The organism is Streptomyces sp. NPDC005775, from assembly GCF_042871565.1.
Taxonomy (GTDB): domain Bacteria; phylum Actinomycetota; class Actinomycetes; order Streptomycetales; family Streptomycetaceae; genus Streptomyces.
Genome location: NZ_JBIAIU010000001.1, coordinates 587,674 through 607,742 on the forward strand (window position 1 = coordinate 587,674; position 20,069 = coordinate 607,742).

At 72.9% G+C, this 20,069-nt stretch carries 11 protein-coding genes and 1 tRNA gene; 5 read left to right on the forward strand and 7 right to left on the reverse strand.

Annotation, left to right across the window (positions count from 1 at the left end):
• Window positions 1-27 precede the first annotated feature (27 nt).
• Window positions 28-6,678: a beta-ketoacyl synthase N-terminal-like domain-containing protein gene (locus ACFYPA_RS02605; RefSeq protein ID WP_389128974.1), complete on the forward strand. Its 6,651-nt coding sequence runs from the start codon at window positions 28-30 to the stop codon at window positions 6,676-6,678.
• Between the two features lie 96 nt (window positions 6,679-6,774).
• Here the strand turns inward: ACFYPA_RS02605 and ACFYPA_RS02610 are convergent, their stop codons facing one another.
• Together ACFYPA_RS02610 and ACFYPA_RS02615 are read right to left on the reverse strand one after the other, a co-directional pair.
• Window positions 6,775-7,185, reverse strand: a complete 411-nt coding sequence (locus tag ACFYPA_RS02610; RefSeq protein WP_359082077.1) for a cupin domain-containing protein — start codon at window positions 7,183-7,185, stop codon at window positions 6,775-6,777.
• A gap of 23 nt (window positions 7,186-7,208) precedes the next feature.
• The gene (locus ACFYPA_RS02615) at window positions 7,209-8,225 is read right to left on the reverse strand and encodes a zinc-dependent alcohol dehydrogenase family protein (RefSeq protein WP_389128977.1); all 1,017 of its coding nucleotides are present in this window, start codon (window positions 8,223-8,225) and stop codon (window positions 7,209-7,211) included.
• Between the two features lie 259 nt (window positions 8,226-8,484).
• On the opposite strand from ACFYPA_RS02615, the gene ACFYPA_RS02620 reads away from it, so the two are divergent.
• Both ACFYPA_RS02620 and ACFYPA_RS02625 read left to right on the forward strand, forming a co-directional pair.
• Window positions 8,485-9,378 (forward strand): helix-turn-helix transcriptional regulator, encoded by an 894-nt coding sequence (locus ACFYPA_RS02620; RefSeq protein ID WP_359349902.1) that lies wholly within the window; start codon window positions 8,485-8,487, stop codon window positions 9,376-9,378.
• Window positions 9,379-9,916: 538 nt separating this feature from the next.
• The gene (locus ACFYPA_RS02625) at window positions 9,917-11,398 is read left to right on the forward strand and encodes a DHA2 family efflux MFS transporter permease subunit (RefSeq protein ID WP_359082080.1); all 1,482 of its coding nucleotides are present in this window, start codon (window positions 9,917-9,919) and stop codon (window positions 11,396-11,398) included.
• A 392-nt stretch (window positions 11,399-11,790) separates the two neighbouring features.
• On the opposite strand, the gene ACFYPA_RS02630 is transcribed toward ACFYPA_RS02625, so the two are convergent.
• Together ACFYPA_RS02630 and ACFYPA_RS02635 are read right to left on the reverse strand one after the other, a co-directional pair.
• Window positions 11,791-11,864: transfer RNA gene (locus tag ACFYPA_RS02630), tRNA-Pro, on the reverse strand.
• A gap of 50 nt (window positions 11,865-11,914) precedes the next feature.
• Window positions 11,915-14,548, reverse strand: coding sequence for an ATP-binding protein (locus ACFYPA_RS02635; RefSeq protein WP_389128979.1), 2,634 nt, complete (start codon window positions 14,546-14,548; stop codon window positions 11,915-11,917).
• A 108-nt stretch (window positions 14,549-14,656) separates the two neighbouring features.
• Here ACFYPA_RS02635 and ACFYPA_RS02640 point away from each other — a divergent pair, with 108 nt between their 5' ends.
• A complete protein-coding gene (locus tag ACFYPA_RS02640) occupies window positions 14,657-15,175 on the forward strand; it encodes a DUF309 domain-containing protein (RefSeq protein WP_389128981.1) in 519 nt (172 codons plus the stop codon).
• A 119-nt stretch (window positions 15,176-15,294) separates the two neighbouring features.
• A complete protein-coding gene (locus ACFYPA_RS02645) occupies window positions 15,295-15,651 on the forward strand; it encodes a hypothetical protein (RefSeq protein WP_359082082.1) in 357 nt (118 codons plus the stop codon).
• 30 nt (window positions 15,652-15,681) lie between these two features.
• On the opposite strand, the gene ACFYPA_RS02650 is transcribed toward ACFYPA_RS02645, so the two are convergent.
• The 3 genes from ACFYPA_RS02650 to ACFYPA_RS02660 all read right to left on the reverse strand — a co-directional run bounded on the left by ACFYPA_RS02650 (window position 15,682) and on the right by ACFYPA_RS02660 (window position 19,824).
• Window positions 15,682-16,911, reverse strand: a complete 1,230-nt coding sequence (locus ACFYPA_RS02650) for an FAD-dependent oxidoreductase (RefSeq protein ID WP_359349891.1) — start codon at window positions 16,909-16,911, stop codon at window positions 15,682-15,684.
• A complete protein-coding gene (locus ACFYPA_RS02655; RefSeq protein ID WP_389128984.1) occupies window positions 16,908-18,329 on the reverse strand; it encodes an NAD(P)/FAD-dependent oxidoreductase in 1,422 nt (473 codons plus the stop codon). Before ACFYPA_RS02655 ends, ACFYPA_RS02650 begins: the two co-directional genes overlap by 4 nt.
• Window positions 18,330-18,390: 61 nt before the next feature.
• Complete coding sequence (locus ACFYPA_RS02660; protein WP_389128986.1) at window positions 18,391-19,824, reverse strand: FGGY family carbohydrate kinase; 1,434 nt, start codon at window positions 19,822-19,824, stop codon at window positions 18,391-18,393.
• Between the last annotated feature and the right edge of the window lie 245 nt (window positions 19,825-20,069).

The window sequence follows — 20,069 nt, forward strand, 5'->3', positions numbered from 1 at the left end:
GCGCCCTGCCGTGAAGTGAGTACCCGTATGGATTTTGAACCGATCGCCGTCGTCGGCCGGGGCTGTGTGCTGCCCGGCGCGCTCGACCCGGACACGTTCTGGGAGAACATCGTCGCCGGCCGCACCAGCCTGTCGGCCGCCCCGGCGGGCCGGTGGCGGTTGCCGCGCCACTGGGCCATGGGATCGGTGGACGACCACCTCGACCGCACCTGGACCGATGTCGGCGGATACGTCGAGGGGTTCGAGTCCGTCTTCGATCCGAGTGGCTTCCTGATCGGGCCGGAGCGGCTCTCGTCACTGGACCCGCTCTTCCACTGGGTCCTGTACGGGGTGCGGCAGGCGCTCGCGGAGGCCGGCCGGGTGGGCCCGCTGCCGCGCGGAGGTCTGGTCCTGGGAAACCTGTCGTACCCCACACCCACCGGGGCGGCCTTCGCCGAACACGTCTGGTTGTCCGCGCAGCGGCCCCCGGTCCGTGACGCCCTGCTGACCGGCGACCGGCGTACGCGGCCCGACGCCCGCAACCGCTTCTCCTCCGGGCTGCCCGCCCGGCTCGCGGCCCGTGCGCTGGGGCTCGGCGCGGGGGCCTGGTCCCTCGACGCCGCCTGCGCGTCCTCGTTGTACGCGGTCAAGCTGGCGTGCGACCGGCTGCACGACGGCACGGCCGACCTGATGGTGGCCGGTGCGGTGAGCCGGCCCGACCCCCTCTTCCTGCATGTGGGGTTCTGCGGGATCTCCGCGACCAGCCGCACGGGACGCAGCCGCCCCTTCCACCAGGAGGCGGACGGGCTGGTGCACGGCGAGGGGGCCGGGTTCGTCGCCCTGATGCGGCTGTCCGCCGCCCGTGCCGCCGGCCTGCCCGTGCTCGGCGTGATCCGTGGGGTGGGGCTCTCCAACGACGGGCGCGGCTCGGGGCTCATCAGCCCGTCGGAGGAGGGTCAGGTACGGGCCATGCGCCTGGCGTACGACGCGGCGGGCATCGCCCCCGAGTCCGTCTCCCTGGTCGAGTGCCATGCGACGGGAACACCGGTCGGTGACGCGGTGGAGGCGCGCGGCATGGCCGAGGTCTTCGGGGCCGGGGACGACGTGCCCATCGGTTCGGTGAAGTCCAACGTCGGGCATCTGCTGGCTTCGGCGGGCGTGGCCGGACTCCTCAAGGTGCTCGGTGCGCTGCGGGCGGGGGTCCGTCCGGCGACGCTGGGCGCAGGACGGCCGCTGGAGGAACTGGCGGGCACGCCGTTGCGGGTGCTCACGGCGCCGGAGGACTGGGCGGGGCCGCGCAGGGCGGCGGTGAGCGCCTTCGGGTTCGGCGGGACCAACGCCCACCTGATCGTGGACCCTGCGGACGACGCGCCCCGGTCCGCCGTACCCCGGCCGTCGCGCGCGGGGGCCGGGGAAGGGCGGCCGGCCCGACCGGACCTTCATGTCCCGGTTCCGGCCCCCGCACCCGAGGCGCCGGGCGGTCGTACACCGGTGGCGATCGTCGCCGTCGGTGCCCGGGTCGGCGAGGGTACGTCCACCGAGGACTTCCGCCGTGCGGTGCTGGGCGGTGAACGGCGCGGTCCGGTCACGGAGATCGCCGTGGAACTGACGGACCTGTGCTTCCCCCCGCTGGCCCTGGAACGGACCGCGCACCATCAGCTCCTCGTACTGGAGGCCGCCCGGGAGGCCGTAAGGGCGGTGCGCCTGCCCCGTGAACGGACCATGGTGGTCATCGGGATGGGCGTGGATCCGGAAATCGCCCGGGCAGGTGCCCGCTGGCGGGTTCCACACTGGCTGGAGGAGGCGGGGCCCGCCGCCCCGCTGCCCTCGGTCGACGTCGCCCGGGCGGTGTTCGCACCCCCCATGACGCCGGAGGGGGTGGTGGGCGGCATGCCGAACCTCGCGGCGAACCGCATCAGCACCCAACTCGACCTGGGCGGGCCGGGGTTCACGGTGTCCGCAGAGGAGGCCTCCGGGCTGGTCGCGCTGGAACTCGCGGCTCGGGCTCTCCGCTCGGGCGAGGCCGACGCCGCGGTCGTCGGTGCCGCCGACCTGTCCTGCGAGGCGGTCCACCGAGCCGCCCTGCGGGAGCTCGGGCACGAGGACGTTCCGGGGGACGCGGCCGTCGTCCTGGTCCTCAAACCCCTGGACGCCGCGCGCAGGGACGGTGACACCGTCGTCGCCCTGCTGGACGAGGAGCGGCACGAGGAGTCCGCCGACGAGCCCGACATGGTCATCGGGGACGGCCCCGACGCGGTGTTCGATCCGGTGTCGGTCTTCGGACGGGCTCATGCCGCGTCCGGCCTGGTCTCCGTCGCCGTCGCGGCGCTCTCGCTCCAGCACCGCGCCGTGCCGCGTCCGGACGGGCCCGCGGACGCCGCGGCCGTCGCCCACACCGCGCGGGCCGTGGTGACACCGCTGGAGGGGCCCGCCGAGAGCGTGCGCCTGCGCGCGGGGGACGCCCGGCCGTGGCTGCGGGGACCGGCTCCCCGTCTGCACGTCTTCTCCGGCGCCGGCCGCCAGGAGGTGCTGGCGGCGCTGGACTCGGGTGCGGAGTCCGGCGCGGGCCCGGCCCGGCTGGCGATCCTGGCCGACGGCGGAACCACCCTGGCGGACCACAGGGATGCCGCCCGCCGCTGGCTGACCAAGGGCGGGGCCCGCCCAGCCGGCGTGCTGTACCGGGGCCGGCCGGTCGACGGGCAGACCGCGTTCGTGTACACCAACGGCTCGGCCACGTACCCGGGGATGGGCCATGAGCTGATGCTCGCCCTGCCGTCGCTCGGCGAGGCCGTCCGGGACGAACACCAAGCACTCGGAACGCGGTTGAGGTCCGTCCCGCAGCAGGGCGTGCTCGGACAGATCTGGGCCGCCGCCGAACTGGCGACCGTCCACACCGTCTTCAGCCGCGAGGTACTCGGACTGCGGCCGGACGCGGCGCTCGGATACTCCTCCGGAGAATCGACCGCTCTGGTCGCGCTGGGGGCCTGGCCCGATGCCCCCGGGCTGTACGAAGCCACCCGGGACAGCGGGCTGTTCACGACGGAGCTCACCGGCGAGCTCCGGGCGGTCCGGCGCCACTGGGAGCGGCGGGGCATCCAGGGCTCCCGGTGGTCGAGTTACCTGGTCGGCGCCCCTCTGGACGTCGTCCGTGCGCGACTCGCCACGGAGGCCGCGGTCCATCTGATGGCGGTGAACGCGCCCGGCGTCTGCGTCATCGGGGGCGAGTCCCGCGCGTGCACGGCCGTCGTGGCCCGGCTCGGTGCCGACCTCGCGATCGAACTGGACTACGACATGGCCGCCCATGCACCGGAGTTGGCGGAGGTCCGGGAGGCATGGCGCACAGCCCACACCCGCCCCACGGTCGAGGTTCCCGGGGTCCGGTTCTACAGCGAGGTCACCGGGCAGGCGTACCGGCCGACGGCCGAGCGGGCCGCCGAAGCGATGACGGCCCAGGGGCTCAACACGATCGACTTCGCTGCCACGGTCGAGCAGGCGTGGGCCGACGGGGCCCGGGTCTTCGTGGAGCACGGGCCGCGCAGACTGTGCACCGGCTGGATCAAGCGGGTGCTCGGAGACCGGGAGCATGTGGCCGTCGCGCTGGACGCCCCGCAGGACACCGGCCTGCGGCAGCTGTGCCTCGCGGTGGCCGAACTCGTGGTCGCCGGAGTGCCGGTACGGGCCGACGAGTTGCTCGCCCGGCTCGCCGAGGCCGCCACGGAACTCCCGCACCCCGGCGCCACTGTCACCGTCGCCGTACCCGCGCCTCCGTGCCTGCCGCCCCTGGCGCCTGCTGTGACGATCATGCCCCCCGCGCCCGAGCTGGCCCCGGTGGCGGACCGCGGCCCCGGCCGGCCCGCCGCACCCGCCGTCCCTCAGGCACGCGCCTCCGGCCGGCCCGCTGCCTCGGCCGCCCCACCGCATACCGAAGCCGCGGGGGCCCGGGCCGCGGTCGCCCGGCAGAGTCTGCGGGTCGCCGCGCTGCACCAGGAGGTCATGGCCGGGCACGCCGAGGCCCATCAGCGGTTCCTGCGGGTGTCGGCGCTCGCCGTCACGGCGCTGACTGCCGCCGGCACCGCGAGCGCCGAGCCCGGCCCCGTTGCCGTACGACTGCCCGGTCCCACCCCACCGCGTCCGGTCATCCAGCCTCCACCGCCGGCCCCCGTGGGCCCGGCGCGCCGCTCGCTGCCGGCTCGTCCGCCGAAAGCGGAGCCGCGTCCGGGACCGGCGTTCGACCGCGCCCAGCTGGAGTACCTCGCGTCCGGTCGGATCTCCGCCCTGTTCGGTCCGCGGTTCGCCGAGCAGGACGGGTACGCCGTACAGACCCGGATGCCCGGGCCACCCATGCTGTTCGCGGACCGGGTCACCGGTATCGACGCGGTGCCCGCGGCGCTCACCCTGCCCGGCCCGGTGCGCACGGACGGCAGGATCTGGACGGAGACCGACGTCCTGGCCGACAGCTGGTACCTGGACTCCACGGGGCGCATGCCGGCCGGCCTGCTGATCGAGGGGGGCCAGGCCGATCTGCTCCTGCTCAGCTGGCTGGGTGTCGATCTCCTCAACCGGGGCGAGCGCGCCTACCGGCTGCTCGGCTGCGAGGTGACCTTTCACGGGGCGCCACCCGAGGTCGGTGACACCCTGTGCTTCGAGATCCATATCGACGGCCACGCGGAGGCCGACGGCGTCCGCCTGGCCTTCTTCCACTACGACTGCTCCGTGGACGGTGAGCTCCGGCTCAGCGTGCGCGAGGGCCAGGCCGGGTTCTTCACCCCGGCCGAGCTGGCCGGCAGCGGTGGGGTCCGCTGGGACCCGGCCGCACACGCGCCGGGCGAGGGCCTGCCGCTCGACCCGCCCGCCGTCCCCTGCGAACGGACCCGTTTTGGCGCGGACCGGCTCCGAGCCCTGGCAGAGGGGCGGCTCACGGACTGCTTCGGCCCGGGCTGGGAGGCGACGGCGGCCCACGTCCGGTCGCCGAGGCTCGACGAGGACCGGTTGCGGCTGCTGGACGAGGTGACCACATTCGACCCGGCCGGAGGGCCGTGGGGCCGCGGCTATCTGCGTGCCGAGACCGCGCTGTCGCCGGACGACTGGTTCTTCACCGGGCACTTCAAGGACGACCCCTGTATGCCGGGCACCCTGATGCTCCAGGGCGGTCTCCAGGCGATGGCGTTCTACCTGACGGCCATGGGCTTCACCGTCGACCGCGACGGCTGGCGCTTCGAACCGGTCTCCGAACAGCCCTACACGGCCATGTGCCGGGGTCAGGCGACCCCGGAGAACCGCCGGGTCGTCTACGAGGTGTTCGTACGCGGTGTCTCGGCCGGACCGATGCCGACGCTCCACGCCGACGTGCTGGGCTCGGTCGACGGGACGAAGGCGTTCCTGGGCCGCGGCATGGCGCTGCGGCTGGTGCCCGACTGGCCGTTGTCGCACTGGCGGCACTCGGGCCCGCCCGTCGTGCAGACCGGGGGCACCCCTGTGCCGCTGCCGCGGCTCGGCGGGCTGGCCGGCCACCGGGAGGAGAAGCCCGTGGCCACGGCGGCCGACGGATTCCGCTTCGACCACCCCTCGCTGCTGGCGTGCGCCTGGGGCCGGCCCAGCGAGGCGTTCGGCGCCATGTACGAGCCCTTCGACGGCACCCGCAGGGTGGCCCGGCTCCCCGGCCCCCCGTACCACTTCATGAGCAGGATCGTCTCGGTGGACGGGCCGCAGGGCGGGATGGGCGAGGGCAGTTCCGTCGTCGCGGAGTACGACGTACCCGCGGAGGCCTGGTACTTCGAGCAGAGCGGCGGCGGCGCCGTGCCGTTCGCCGTGCTCATGGAGATCGCTCTGCAACCCTGCGGATGGCTCGCCTCGTACGTGGGCAGCGCGCTGACCACCGACGTGGACCTGCTGTTCCGCAACCTCGACGGGTCGGGAACGGTCACCGGCGAGGTGACCCCGGCGACGCGTACGGTCCGCACCCGTGCCGAACTGACGCGTGTCTCGTGCAGCGGAGACATGATCATCGAGTCGTTCCAGGTGTCGTGCGAGGCCGACGGCATGCCCGTGTTCGCACTTTCCACGGTCTTCGGCTACTTCCCCAGGTCGGCCTTCGACGACCAGCAGGGTCTCGCGACGTCGGCGGACGACCGGGCCCGCCTCGACGAGCCCTGCGGCCGTACGGACGATCTGACCGCCCCGCCTGTCCGGCACCGCACCGGAGGTCCGCGCCTGCCGGGCCCCATGCTGCTGATGCTCGACCGGATCACCGGTTACTGGCCGGAGGGAGGACGGGCGGGACTCGGCCGGTTGCGCTCGGAGAAGGACGTGCGCCCGGACGCCTGGTTCTTCCGGTCCCACTTCTTCCAGGACCCGGTGCAGCCCGGCTCGCTCGGCCTGGAAGCCATGTGCCAACTGCTCCAGTGGTACCTGCTCGAACGTGGCGCCGCCGACGGCGTCCCCCACGAGCGGTTCGAGCCGGTGCTGCCCGGCCGCGCCATGTCCTGGACGTACCGCGGCCAGATCACTCCGTCGCACGCGCTGATCCGGGTGGACATGGACATCGTGGAGAGCGGCACGGACGAACGCGGCCCCTACGCGGTGGCGGACGCGACGCTGTGGGGCGATGACACCTGCATCTACCGGGTGAAGGGGTTGGGCATGCGTGTGGTGTCCGGGCTCGACCGGAGCCATGAAGCGACCCCGTCCCGGTCGTCATGACCCACGGGGCCCCAGTCAGGGCGGGGATCGCGTGGGCCGGTGACGGGCGCGCTGCGCGTACAGCGCGCCGTTCGCGGCGACGGGCCGGCCGGGCTGTCAGCCGGTGGCCGGGGCGGCGGTGTATTCCTCGTCGGTGACGGGGGTCATCCAGTGCACGACGTCGTGGTCGGCGTCGCCCTCGTTGATGGCCAGGTGAACCATGAGCCGGTTCGGAGCGGCGCCGTGCCAGTGCTCCTCGTCGGCCTCGAACAGGACGCGGTCGCCGGGCCGAATGACCTCCACCGGGCCGCCGCGACGCTGGCACAGACCGACACCTTCGGTGACGAAGACGGTCTGGCCCAGCGGGTGGCGGTGCCAGTGGGTGCGTGCGCCAGGCATGAAGTGCACCAGGTTGGCGGTGACCCGGGACGGTTCGGGGGCCGCGGCAACGGCGTCGATGTAGACGTCACCGGTGAACCAGTCGGCAGGGCCCCTGGCGGTGGCGAGTGAGCTGCGGGTGATCTGCATGAGCGTTCCTTCGGTGGGGTGCGTCAGGGGGTGAGGAGGGTCTTGATGGCGCGGCGCTCGTCCATCGCGCGATAGCCCTCGGCGACCTGCTCCAGGGGCAGGGTGAGGTCGAAGACCCTGCCCGGGTCGATCGCACCGGTCAGGACTCGGTCGATCAGGTCGGGCAGATAGCGCCGGACGGGGGCGGGGCCGCCGCGCAGGCCGACGTGGGAGAAGAACAGCTCCTGCCCGTCGATCGCGACCTCGTGGGGGACGCCGACGAAGCCGACGTTCCCGCCGGGGCGGGCGGAGTGCAGGGCCTGCTGCATGGCCTGGGCGGTGCCCACGCACTCGAGGACGGAGTCCGCGCCGATGCCGCCCGTCAGTTCCATGATCCGGGCGACGCCCTCCTCGCCACGCTCCGTGACGATGTCGGTCGCGCCGAACTCGCGCGCGAGCTCCTGGCGGGACGCGTGCCGCGACATGGCGATGATCCGCTCGGCGCCCCTCTCCTTGGCGGCGATCACCGCGCACAGGCCCACCGCACCGTCACCGACGACCACGGCGGTCGAGCCGCGCTCGACCTCGGCGGCGTCCGCCGCCCACCAGCCCGTGCCCATGACGTCCGAGACGGCCAGCAGGCCCGGCCACAACTCTTCGCCGGGCACCTCGTCGGTGGCGACCAGGGTGCCCTGGGCGTTGGGGATGCGCACGTACTCGGCCTGGCAGGTCGACATGAACTCACGGTTCACGCAGCTCGACTGGAAACCGTTGCGGCAGTTCGCGCACACGTTGTCCGAGGTCGCGAACGACCCCACGACGAACTGCCCGGGCTTGACCGAAGAGACCTCGGAACCGACCTCCTCCACGAAACCGACGTACTCGTGGCCCATGGGGTGGGCCTGCTCGGTCGGCTCCGCGCCGCGATAGGGCCACAGGTCAGAGCCGCACACGCAGGTCACTGCCGTACGGATGACGGCATCGGTCGGCTTGAGGATCTTCGCGTCGTCCACCGTCTCGAACCGGATGTCACCGGGGGCGTGGATTACTGCTCCGCGCATGGGATAAGCCTCCTTGCAACTGGGGGCCGATACACGCACGGGTGTACCGGCACCGCCGAATGCGGTCGCGGGCCCCCTACGCACGGTGAAAACCGGCGCTCTTCGGGCCCGGGGCGTGGTGCCCGGCCGCATGCGGCGGCAGGGCCCTGAACGCCACAACATCCAGGTAACCGCCATTCCGCGCGGGCAGCGAGTCACTGATGAAGGGTGTACCGGCAGTGCATCCCTGGGCCGCCCGACAGGCCGTACCGTCGAAGGCATGGACAACCGTGAGGAGGTCCGCGAGTTCCTGACCTCGCGGCGAGCCAAGATCACCCCCGCCCGGGCCGGTCTGCCCGCCGGCAGCAGGAGGCGCGTGCCCGGCCTGCGCCGCAGCGAGGTCGCGGCCCTGGCGGACATGAGTGTCGAGTACTACTCCAGACTGGAGCGGGGCCACCTCGCCGGCGTCTCTCCGCCCGTCCTGGAGGCCGTTGCTCGCGCCCTCCAGCTCGACGACGCCGAGCGGGCCCATCTCCTGAACCTCGCCCAGGCCGCCGACGGCTCGGATGCCCTGACCCGGCCCCGCCGCCGTCGCACCAGGGACCAGTGGAAGCCGCACCGCAGTCTGCAGTGGACTCTGGACGCGATCACCGCCGGACCCGCATTCGTCCGCAACGGGCGCATGGACATCCTTGCCGCCAACCAGCTTGCCCGTGCCTTCTACACCGACCTCTACGCCTCGCCGGGCAACCAGGCCAACCTGGCCCGTTTCCAGTTCCTCGACCCTGCCTCCCGCGGCTTCTATCCCGACTGGGACCCGTTCGCCGACGTGGCCGTGGCCATCCTGCGCACCGAGGCGGGCCGCAACCCGCACGACAAGGACCTGCACGACCTCGTGGGCGAGCTGTCCACCCGCAGCGAGGAGTTCCGCACCCGCTGGGGCGCCCACAACGTCCGCAGCCACGGCACCGGAACCAAACGCTTCCACCACCAGGTCGTCGGTGAACTCACCCTCGCCTTCGAGGGCCTGGAAATGGCCGCCGAACCCGGCCTCACTCTCACGATCTACACCGCCGAACCTGACTCCCCGCACGAGGAAGCCCTGCGCCTGCTCGCCTCGTGGGCCGCCACCCAGGAAGCCCACTCGACACCGCGACGAGCCTCGGCCGGCTGAAGCGGCACCCCCGTCCTGACGTCCAAGGCGCGGGTCGTGCCAGGGGCTCACGTCCAGGACCCAGCCACCGCTGGCGAACTCCCCCTGTTCATCCGAGGGTTACGGCGTTCCTGAAGTCCCGCAGAAGAATTGTCCGCGTCACTGCTGCTCGCGGGATCGCCCGTTTTCGCCCCGTGGATTGAGCAGCGCACCAAGGGGCGCCATGAGTGGGCAGGCTGCCTTGTCGGGCATCTCGGGTTTGCCGTGTATGCGCATGAGCGCCCGGTACTTGGAGACCCGGCCCATGGCATGGCTCGCAACGAGACCGGCCCATCGGCGCTGGTACATTCGCGTTCCACAACGGATCGCCTGCATCCCGCCCCGACGAGTCGCCCGTCAAGGACCGCGCCTCGATCGGATTCAGCCCGCCCCCGTGGAAGGACGGAGCCCGTCCCCACCGCTGCCGCAGCGCGGCACAGTCGCCGCCGGCCGGAGGCTGCGTGGGCGGAGAGGTCAAGCGGCTGGGGGTGGTTGCGTCTCTTCTTCGAAAGGCTGAGTAATGACCACGTCGCAACGGATTGAGCCCGGCCCTCCAGAGGGCAAATCTCGCGACAAGCTCGACAGCAAGGTCCTCCTCGTCGCGGGAGTGGTCGTGCTCGGCGGGATCATGTCGATCCTGGACATCACCGTGGTGTCCGTCGGGCTGCAGACGTTCCAGCAGGAGTTCGAGGCGACCTCGGCCCAGGTCGCCTGGACCATGACCGGCTACACGCTGGCCCTGGCGAGTGTCATCCCGCTCACCGGCTGGGCTGCCGACAGGTTCGGAACCAAACGGCTCTACCTCCTCGCGGTCGCGTTGTTCGCCGCCGGTTCGGCCCTGTGCGCGGCCGCCACATCCCTGGAGATGCTGATCGCGTTCCGGGTCATCCAGGGCCTGGGCGGCGGCATGCTGATGCCGCTCGGCATGACGATCCTGACCCGCGCCGCCGGCCCCGAGAGGGTCGGCCGGGTCATGGCGGTCCTCGGGATCCCCATGCTGCTCGGCCCGATCTTCGGCCCCATTCTGGGCGGCTGGCTGATCGACGTCGCCTCCTGGCACTGGATCTTCCTGATCAACCTGCCCATCGGTGCGATAGCCCTGGCCTACGCGGCGATCGTTCTGCCCAAGGACCACGTGGAGCCGTCCGAGACTTTCGACTGGGTGGGCGTCCTCCTGCTCTCACCCGGACTGGCGACTTTCCTGTACGGAGTCTCGTCCATCCCGGAGACCGGCACGGTCTGGGCCGCCAAGGTCCTGGTGCCCGCGGTCATCGGTCTGGTTCTCCTCGCCGCGTTCGTTCCCTGGGCCCTGCGGAGCAGCAACATTCACCCGCTGATCGATCTGCGGCTGTTCCAGAACCGGGGCCTGAGCGTCGCCGTGATCGCCATGTCGCTGTTCGCCATGGCATTCTTCGGCGCCAGCCTGCTGTTCCCGCTCTACTTCCAGCAGGTGCGCGGGGAGTCCGCGCTCGACTCCGGAGTGCTCCTCGCTCCGCAGGGCATCGGCGCGATGATCACCATGCCGATCGCCGGGATACTCGCCGACCGCATCGGCCCCGGCAAGATCGTCATGACCGGCATCGCGGTCATCACCGTCGGCATGGGCATGTTCACACAGCTCACCGACGACACCTCCTATGCGTACATCATCACCGCGCTCTTCGTGATGGGCCTGGGAATGGGTGCCTCGATGATGCCGATCATGGCGTCGGCGCTGGCCACCCTGAGGGAGCACACAGTGGCCCGGGGATCGACGCTGATGAACATCGTCCAGCAGGTGGCTGCCTCGATCGGTACCGCTCTGTTCTCGGTGCTCCTCACGAACGGCATCAAGGACGTCACCGCCACCTCGCCCGACGGTGTCCGCTCCCAGATGGGTGACGCGTTCGCCTCGGTGTTCCTGGTGGCGACCATCCTCGTCGCCCTGTGTCTGATCCCCGCCATGCTGCTGCCTCGCAAGAAGGTCAAGGCCCCGGACCCCACCGCGATGATGGGGCACTGAGCGCGGAAGCCCGCGGCCGGGAACGCGGGCACGGATCAGCGGTGAACGACGGCGGCCAGGTCACCTGCGGTGGCCTGGCCGCGCGCACAGCACCCGGTGGCTGCACGCGTACTGGGCTTCGGCGGTCCGTCCCTGGCGGTCGGTCCAACAACCCTCGTGCTGCTGCGGATCGGTGACCGAGGTATGGGGGCGCTACAGCTCACGCTCCGCGTCTTCCTGCCTGCGCCCTCGGCTCAGTGCAGCATGCTGCGCGCACCGCGCTCACTGCCGAGCCCGATCGTCATGACCCGCCGACGTCGGTCAGGGACGCCGGTCCCCGAATGGTCCCCGAAAAAGATCAGGGCCGGTTTCGGATTGCTCAGAAACCGGCCCTGATCTACGACTGTCTCCAGTCGGGACGACAGGATTTGAACCTGCGACCCCTTGACCCCCAGTCAAGTGCGCTACCAAGCTGCGCCACGTCCCGCTGACCAGTCACCCGGTCCTGCCGGGCGGCTGCGCAGGACAAACATTACCTCACTCCGCGGACCGGATCGACGCCCGTGCCTGCTGGGCGCGGGTCGCCAGCCCTTCGGCTCCGCAGGCCGTGGCCAGCTTGTGCGCACGGGCGAGTTCGTGCGGCGACCGGATGGCGACGCCGTGGTCGAACAGGGCGAGCGCGCGCTCGTAGCCGGAGGGCGACGCCTCCAGGTGGCGGACCGCCTCGCCCAGGAGGTCGGCGGCCTCGTCCGGGCCGGCGAAGAGGGCGACGCAGCGCAGTGCCTCGCCGATCGCCGTGTCCGTGCCGAACCGCTCGGCGTGCACCCGTGCGGTATGGGCGAGCTGGGCTGCGCGCCCCGGGTCGTCGTCGGCCAGCGCGCGGGCCAGGTCCCCGGCCCAGGGGCCCCAGATGCCGTTGAACCTGCCGCGCGGTTCGAGCGACTGGCCGGCCGCCTCCAGCTCGGTGACCGCTTCCTTCGTACGGCCTTCGGCGAGCAGCAGGCGGCCACGGACGCACGGGGCGTCGGGCAGCACCATGGCGCTGGGGTAGGGCAGACCGAAGTCGTACTGGTCGGCGACCTTGCGTGCCTCGGTGATGCGGCCCCGGGCCAGCAGCGTGTCGATGAGCAGACAGGCCGCGTCCCAGTGGACCGGCAGTCCGCTGCCCACCCGGTCGGCGAGGCGGAGTCCCTCGCGCAGGAAGCCCTCCGCCTCGGCCAGGCGGCCGCGACGGCGGTGGACCAGTCCCAGCAGTGTGTGGGCGAAGGCCAGGTGGGCGCCGCTCCAGCCGGAGATCTCGAAGGCGCGCACGGCTTCACCGAAGAGTTCCTCGGCGCGGTCGAGCTGGTCGGTGAACGCGTAGGTGATGCCGAGCAGGGTCGGGAGTTCGAAGCCCCATTCGGTGTCGGTCCAGCCGAGGCCGCGGGCGGGGTGGCCGTTGACCAGGGCGCGTTCGCAGAGGTCCACGACCAGCTGCGAGTTCTCGCCGCGCAGCATCGCGTCGAAGGCGCGCAGCGTGAGCAGGGCCCGTTCGGCGTTGTCCCGGCCGGTGAGGTGGTCGGCGTTGGCGGCGAGACGTCGGGAGCGGCCGGGGCCGTCCTCCTCGGTGGCCTGCATGCCCTCCCAGAGGAAGTGGGCGGCCTGCAGACGCATCAGGCCGGGGCCCGGCGCCGTGCGCTCGGCCTCGGCGGCGAGCGCGAACGCCGCCTCCTTCAGCTGGTTGTTGTGCGACAGCGCGGCCGCGAGCCTGAACGTGGCGTCGACCCGCAGTTCGTCCGCGAGGCCCGGCAGGTCGAGGGCGGCGCGCAGGTGCCGCACGGTGGTGGGTGGGGAGCTGAGGAGGGTGGCGCAGCCCAGTTCGTAGAGCAGGGTGGCACGGACGTCGTGGCGCGGGGGTTCCTGGAGGGCCCGCTCCAGGCAGCGGCGTGCCGCCTCGGGGGCGCCGACCGCGAGGTGCTGGTTGGAGGCCGCCCGCAACTGCTCGACCAGCTCCTGGTCGTCGTCGGGGTGGACTTCGAGCAGGTGGCGGGAGGCGGCGGCCGGGCCGAGTCCGGCGCGGGTGATGGCCCAGGCGGCCCTGCCGTGCATGGCGGTGCGGGTGGCCGCCGGGATGGAGCGGTAGACGGCGGTGGCGATCAGGGGGTGCACGAACTCCAGCGGGTCGAAGCCGGTGACGATGCGCGCCTCGCGCAGCCGGGCCGTACAGTCCGCCGCCTCGGCGGGGCTCATGCCGGCCAGGGTGGCGGCGAGGTCCTGGGAGATGTCCGTACCGAGGACGGCGGCGGCCCAGGCGAAACGGTTGGCGTTGGTGCCGAGCCGTTCGAGCCGGGCGACGAGGCCGCTGCCCCTGGCGGACTCGCCGAGTTCCCGCAGTAGTCCGGCCGACTCCTCCAGCGGGGCCAGCTCGCGGTCCTGGACCTTGGCGACCAGTTCGACCGCCTCGTAGGGGTTGCCGCCGGTGACGGCCCACGCCTCGCGGCAGAACGGGTCGTCGGCGTGCTCCCCGAGGGTGGCCCGGACCAGTTCGGCGGTGGCGTCGGGGGTGAGCGCGCGCAGGGCGACCCGGACCTGCGCCGGGTGGCTGCCGGCCGTGGTGTGCTGGGCCTCGCGGGCCGCGAGCTCCTCGGGGCGGTGCGCCTGGACGACCAGGACCTTCAGTTCGCCGAGCCGGGCGGTGAACGAGGCGAGCCAGGCGAGGGATTCGCCGTCCGCCCAGTGCGCGTCGTCGATGACGAGCAGCAGCGGGCGGTGGCTCCACCTGGAGGCGAGCCGGGAGACGACCCAGTCGAGGCCGTCGCGCACACCCTGGGGGTCGGGCTGCGGACCGGTCGGCTCGGCGAGGCCGAGGGCCGGTGCCGCGATCTCGTACCAGCCCCCGAACAGGGCCTTCACCTCGTCGGCGGCGAACTCGTCCAGTGCGGGCTGGAGCAGTTGGCGTACGACGTGGAACGGCACCGAGGTGACCGTCTCGCCGCCGCGGGCGGACCAGACGGTGCACCGGTCGGCTGCCATGGCCTGGATCTCGGCCAGCAGCGCGGTCTTGCCGATGCCCGCTTCGCCGCTGAAGACCAGCAGCCCGCCGGTCGCCTGCGCGCCGCACAGCGCGTCAACGGCTTGTGCGGCGGCGGCGAGTTCCGGTTCTCGCTCGTACAGCGGCCGGGACGGCTTCATGCCTACCCTCCCCAAAGTCGTTTCGATGACAGTCGAGACTAGTCGTGCGCGGGGCCCCACCGACAGTGGTTCGGGCAGTTCTTCGCAGGTGCGAGGCACAATCGAGGGGTGGACGAGACTCGCAGGGACCGGAACGCCGAGGGCCGGGCGCACAATGCGCGCCCCCGTGACGGGCTGGGGCGCCCTCTGCCGTACGGCGCGCCAGGGGTGGAGCGGCAGCCCGAGGGGGTGGCCCGCGCCCCCGAGGAGACCGTACGGGAGGCGCAGCGGCTGCTGGACGCGGGAATGCCGTTCCACGCGCACGAGGTCTTCGAGGACGCGTGGAAGTCGGGCCCCGACGCGGAACGGGAGTTGTGGCGCGGGCTGGCCCAGCTGGCTGTCGGGCTGACCCACGCGGCCCGGGGGAACGCGACGGGCGGGGCGCGGCTGCTGCGGCGGGGGGCGGCGGCGCTGACGGAGTTCGCCGCGTCCGGCGGGCCGGCGGAGGCCGCTGTCGTCACGTCCCACGGGATGGAGATCGGGGCGCTGACCGGCTGGGCCCTGGAGCTTGCGGCGCGGGTGGAGGAGGCGGGCACGCCGGCCGTCGACGCGGCCGCGGAGGCACCGCGGCTGCGGGCGAACGGCTGACAGTGATGGCGCCGGAGGTGTCGCCTGTCGACTCATCTGTCGCCTAACTCCCCTTACTTTCCCTCCCCTTGACCGAGAGCGGTGAACAGTGCCGTGCGAAACCATTACCATCCGGCGTCATGAGCACTTCTGACCAGGACCAGGACGAGGCTGTGGACGCGTCGGCCACCGCACCGATATCCGCACCGGCACCCGAGGACACCGCGGAGGCCGAGGACCGGCGGCTGACGCCGCGCCAGGCGAGACGCCTGCGCATCGTCCTGTCCTCGGTCGGGATGGCGGCGATGGCGGTCGTCCTCGGGCTGCGGATCGCGAGCCGGTCCTCGGTCCTGGTGGTCGGGGTGTACGGGCTCGCGCTGATCCTGTGCGGGATCGTGATCGAGCTCAGCAGGAACGGCCGGACCCGGCTCGGCAGCTGGCTGCTGGGGGTCGGCCTGGTGGCGGCGATCGGTTCGGACTGGCTGCTGATTCCCTGACGGCCCCGGCCGGCTGCGCCGCGGGCGCGGTCAGCCGGCCGAGACGCGTAACGTGCCGCCGTGCGGATCGGCCCGGTCGAGCCAGCCCGCGGGCAGGTGGAAGGGGCGGCCCGGCCGGGCGGGGCGCAGCAGTCGCCGACGGTACAGCTCCCGCCCGTCCTGGTGGACCAGGAGCACCGGGGCAGTCAGCGGCCGGACGGTACGCAGGATGAAACGGTGGTGCAGCGGCCGCTCTCCGTCGGCGCTGAGCACGTTGGGCGCGATCCACTCCAGCGGGGCCTCGACGGCCAGCGCGGGCCGCCGGGCCGGCCAGGCTCCGGTGGCCAGGTGGTGTCGTACGGGGGCGGCCAGGGCCCGGCCCTCCGCCGCGGCGGTGCCGGCGCTCTCCACCGCGTGGAGCAGATTGCCGACGGCGAAGACCCCGGGGGTCCGGGTGCGGTAAGCGGCGTCGTGCGCGGGGCCGCGGGTGCCGGGGTCGAGGGTGACGTCGCCGCGTCGCGCCAGTTCGTGGTCGGGGATCCAGTCGCCCGTGAACACCACGGTGTCGCACGGCAGGATCGCGGTACGGCCGTCCTGGTGGCGCACCGCGACCCCCGTGAGCCCGGGGCGGCCGGTGAGCGCCGTGACGGTGGTGCGGGTGAGCAGCGGGGCCTGCCGGCGCGGTCGCACGGCTGAGGGAAGGGCCGGCGGGCGGTCGGTGACCCGGGCGACGACCGCGACGTGGGCAGCGCGCAGGGTCTCGGCCGCGGCCAGGCTGACGGGTTCGTCTCCGATGATCACGGCGCGGGTGCCGATGTGCTGGTGGTGGAGGTGGACGGCCTGTTGGAGTTCCCCGGTGGTGTAGACGCCCGCGGGGCGTGTGCCGGGGACGAGGCGGGCGCTGCGCGGGCGTTCGCGGGCTCCGGTGGCGAGGACGACGGCGTGTGCGGTGATCCGTTCGAGCCCGCCGGGGCCCGTGGCGTCCAGGGTGTGGGGTCCGGCCCACCCGGTGACGGTGATGCCGGTGCGCACGGTGGCGCCCGCCAGGGTGGCCGCGGCCGTGCACCGGCGGGCGTACTCGGGTCCGTCCGTCCCGCCGCCCGTACGGCTGCTGCCGAATCCCGGGTGGTGGCAGTGGCGCGGGATGCCGCCCGCGGTCTGTTCGCGTTCGAGGACCTCGACCCGTCGTACGCCGGACGCGGCGAGTGCGGCCGCGGCGCCCAGTCCTGCGGGCCCCGCTCCCACGACCAGTACGTCGACGGTCCGTTCGCGTCGGGTCATGGCCGCGCCCCCTCGATCAGTGCGCGGAGGCCGGCCCCGCAGTGGAAACCCTGGCATCGCCCGTTGCCGGCCCTGGTCCTGCGCGCCAGGCCCGCCACGGATCGCGGCGGGAGGGTGGAGACCAGCGCGTCGCGGAGCTCGCCCGCGGTGACGCGTTCGCAGTGGCAGACCAGGGTGCCGTACGCCGGGTCCCGGGCGATGAGGTCCGCGTCGAGGTACGGACGGTCGCTCACCTCGCCGAGGCCGGGCATGGTGAGCGGTTCCAGTTCGGCGGGAGCGCCCGTGTCGAGCCCGGTCCGGGCGAGCAGGGCGGTGACGTGGTCCGCGATGGCCATGGAGGCGGTCAGGCCGGTGGAGCGGATACCGCCGACGGCGATGTAGCGCAGGCCGGCGTACTCCTGGATCCGGTAGTCCTCCTGGCCGGTTGCCGCCCGCAGTCCCGCGTAGACGGCGGTCACCTCCTCGTCGAGGAGCCGGGGCAGAATCCTGCGGCCCTTCTCCCTCAGCAGGGCGATGCCCTCCCGCGTCGATTCGGTGGCGGTCCTGTCGTCGAGTTCCTCGGCGGTGGGGCCGAGAAGGACGTTGCCGAAGACCGTCGGTGCGACCAGGACGCCCTTGCCCACGGCGGTGGGGACGGGGAGCAGGATGTGCCGGACGAGTTCGCGGGCGAGTTTGTCGAACACGAGAAGCTGGCCGCGGCGCGGGGTCACGGTGAAGACGTCGTGGCCGAGCATGCGGTCGATCTCGTCGGCGTACAGTCCGGCGGCGTTGATCAGGTAGCGGGTGCGCAGCGTGCCGCGGCCGGTCGTCAGGGTGTGGGCCGTGTCGCCGGGTTCGATGTGGCGGACCGGGCAGTCCAGGTGCAGATGGACGCCCGCGCGGACGGCCTGGGTGGCGAAGGCGAGGGGGGTGCTCCAGGGGCAGATGACGGATTCGTCGGGGACCTCCAGCGCGCCGAGCGCTCCCGGTCCCAGGTGGGGTTCCCGTGCGGCGAGCTCGTCGGCGTCCATCAGCCGGGCCGCGTGGTAGCCGTTGGCCGCCGCCTTGGCCAGCAGGGCGGGCAGCGCGGCGAGTTGTTCCGTGTCCCAGGCGACGAGGAGGGCGCCGACCCGTTCGACGGGGATGCCCGTCTCCGCCGCGTACGCGGAGAGTCTCCGCTGTCCTTCGCGTACGAGGCGGGCCTCCAGCGAACCGGGGGCGGCGTCGAAACCGGTGTGCAGGATGGCGGTGTTGGCCTTGGACGTGCCGTCGCCGATGTCGTCCGAGGCCTCGACGAGAGCGGTGCGCAGGGGGTAGCGGGCCAGTTCGCGTGCGAGGGCGGTGCCGACGACGCCCGCCCCGATGACGGTGACGTCGTACGGCGCTCGGCCGGGGAGAGCGGGCAGCGGGTCCCCGGCGGTCGTGACGGTGTGCGTCATCGGGCCGCTCCGGCGTGCGGCACGACCGTCACGGTGAAGGCGTCGGCCGGTGCGGCAGGGTTCATGACCGTTCCTGGAGGGTGTCGACGGCCGCGCGGAATGCCGCGAGGCGCTCGGCCGCCTCCTCGGGGGCGATCCGTGGTTCGTACACGGCGGCCGGCCGCCAGGCGGGTACGACCTCGGCGAGGGACAGCCCCGGGTCGAGGCCGAGCCGGGCCACGGCCCCGGCGCCGAGTGCGGTGACGTCGGGCAGCGCGGAGACTTCGACGGGCCGTTGCAGCAGATCGGCCTGGGTCTGCATGAGAAGTGCGGAGCGGGTCAGTCCGCCGTCGACGCGCAGGGCGGACAGCGGCGAGCCGAGATCGGCCGCCACCGCTTCGGCAAGCTCGACGACCTGTGCGGCGATCCCCTCGCACAGGGCCCGCACGAGGTGGCCCGCGGTGGTGTCCAGGCTCAGGCCGGTCATCGATCCTCGCAGGTCGCCGCGCCACCAGGGAGCGGCGAGTCCGGCAAGCGCCGGTACGAAGGTGACCCCGCCGGCGTCGGGGACGCCGCCGCCGACGGGGTCGAGGTCGGCGGCGCCGGAGATCACGTGGAGGTCGGTGAGCCAGCGGACCGCGGAGGCGGCCGCGTAGACCTGTCCGTCCAGGCAGTAGCTGGTCCGTCCGCCGAGCCGCCAGGCCACACAGCTGACCAGGCCGCTGGAGCCCCGGCGCGGTACGGGGCCGGTCTGGGCCAGGAGGAACGCACCGGTGCCGTAGGTGCACTTGGCGGCCCCCGGCTCCAGGGCGCCCTGTGCCAGCAGGGCGGCCTGCTGGTCGACGAGGAGACCCGTCAGCGGGAGTTCGCCGCCGAACGCGGTCGTCGTGCCGAATGCCCCGGCGGCGTCGACCACGGACGGCAGGCGTTCACCGCTCAGACCGTAGATGTCCAGGGCCGCGGGTGACCAGGCGACGTCGTCGAGGTCGAGCAGCTGGGTGCGGCCGGCCGTGGCCGCGTCCGTCACGAACGCGCCGGTGAGCCGGTGGACCAGCCAGGCGTCGCTGGTGGTGACGACGCCCTCCGCGGTCAGTTCGCGGCGGATCCAGGCCATCTTGGGGGCGGCGAAGTACGGGTCCAGCGGCAGTCCGGTGAGGTTCTTCAACTCTTCTTCGCGCGAAGCCAGTTCGCCGCAGAGCCGCTCGGCCCGCCGGTCCTGCCAGACGATCGCTTCGGTGAGCGGCTTCCCGGTGTCCGGATCCCAGGCGAGCACGGTCTCGCCCTGGTTGGCGAGTCCGACGGCGACGACCGGTTCGGCCGCCTCGGCGAGGGCCTGCGCCCCCGCGTCGATGACCGAGCCGAGGAGCTCGGCGGGGTCCGCCTCGACCGCTCCCCCGGGCCCGTACCGGGGGCGCACCGGAGCGGAACCGGAACCGATCACGCCGCGCTCGGGACAGATCACCAGCGCCTTCGTCCCGGAGGTGCCCTGGTCCACCGCGAGTACCGGGCCTGTCATCGGGTCTCCAGCGGTACGCAAGCCCTGCGGCTTGAACGGAATCGTGATCTTCGGGCGCGGGACCCCAGGGTGGTCCAGCCCGGCGGCTACGTCAAGCAGCCGTAAAGCATGCGCCCGGAACCCCGCACCGGTGCTCAACCTCCTGTTTGCACACGCGACTTGAAGAAGATCCACCATTCGTTCGGGAGTTCGGCACGGAGGGCTCTACACTCACCGCCGAGCAACAACCGGACGCTTTACAGCAG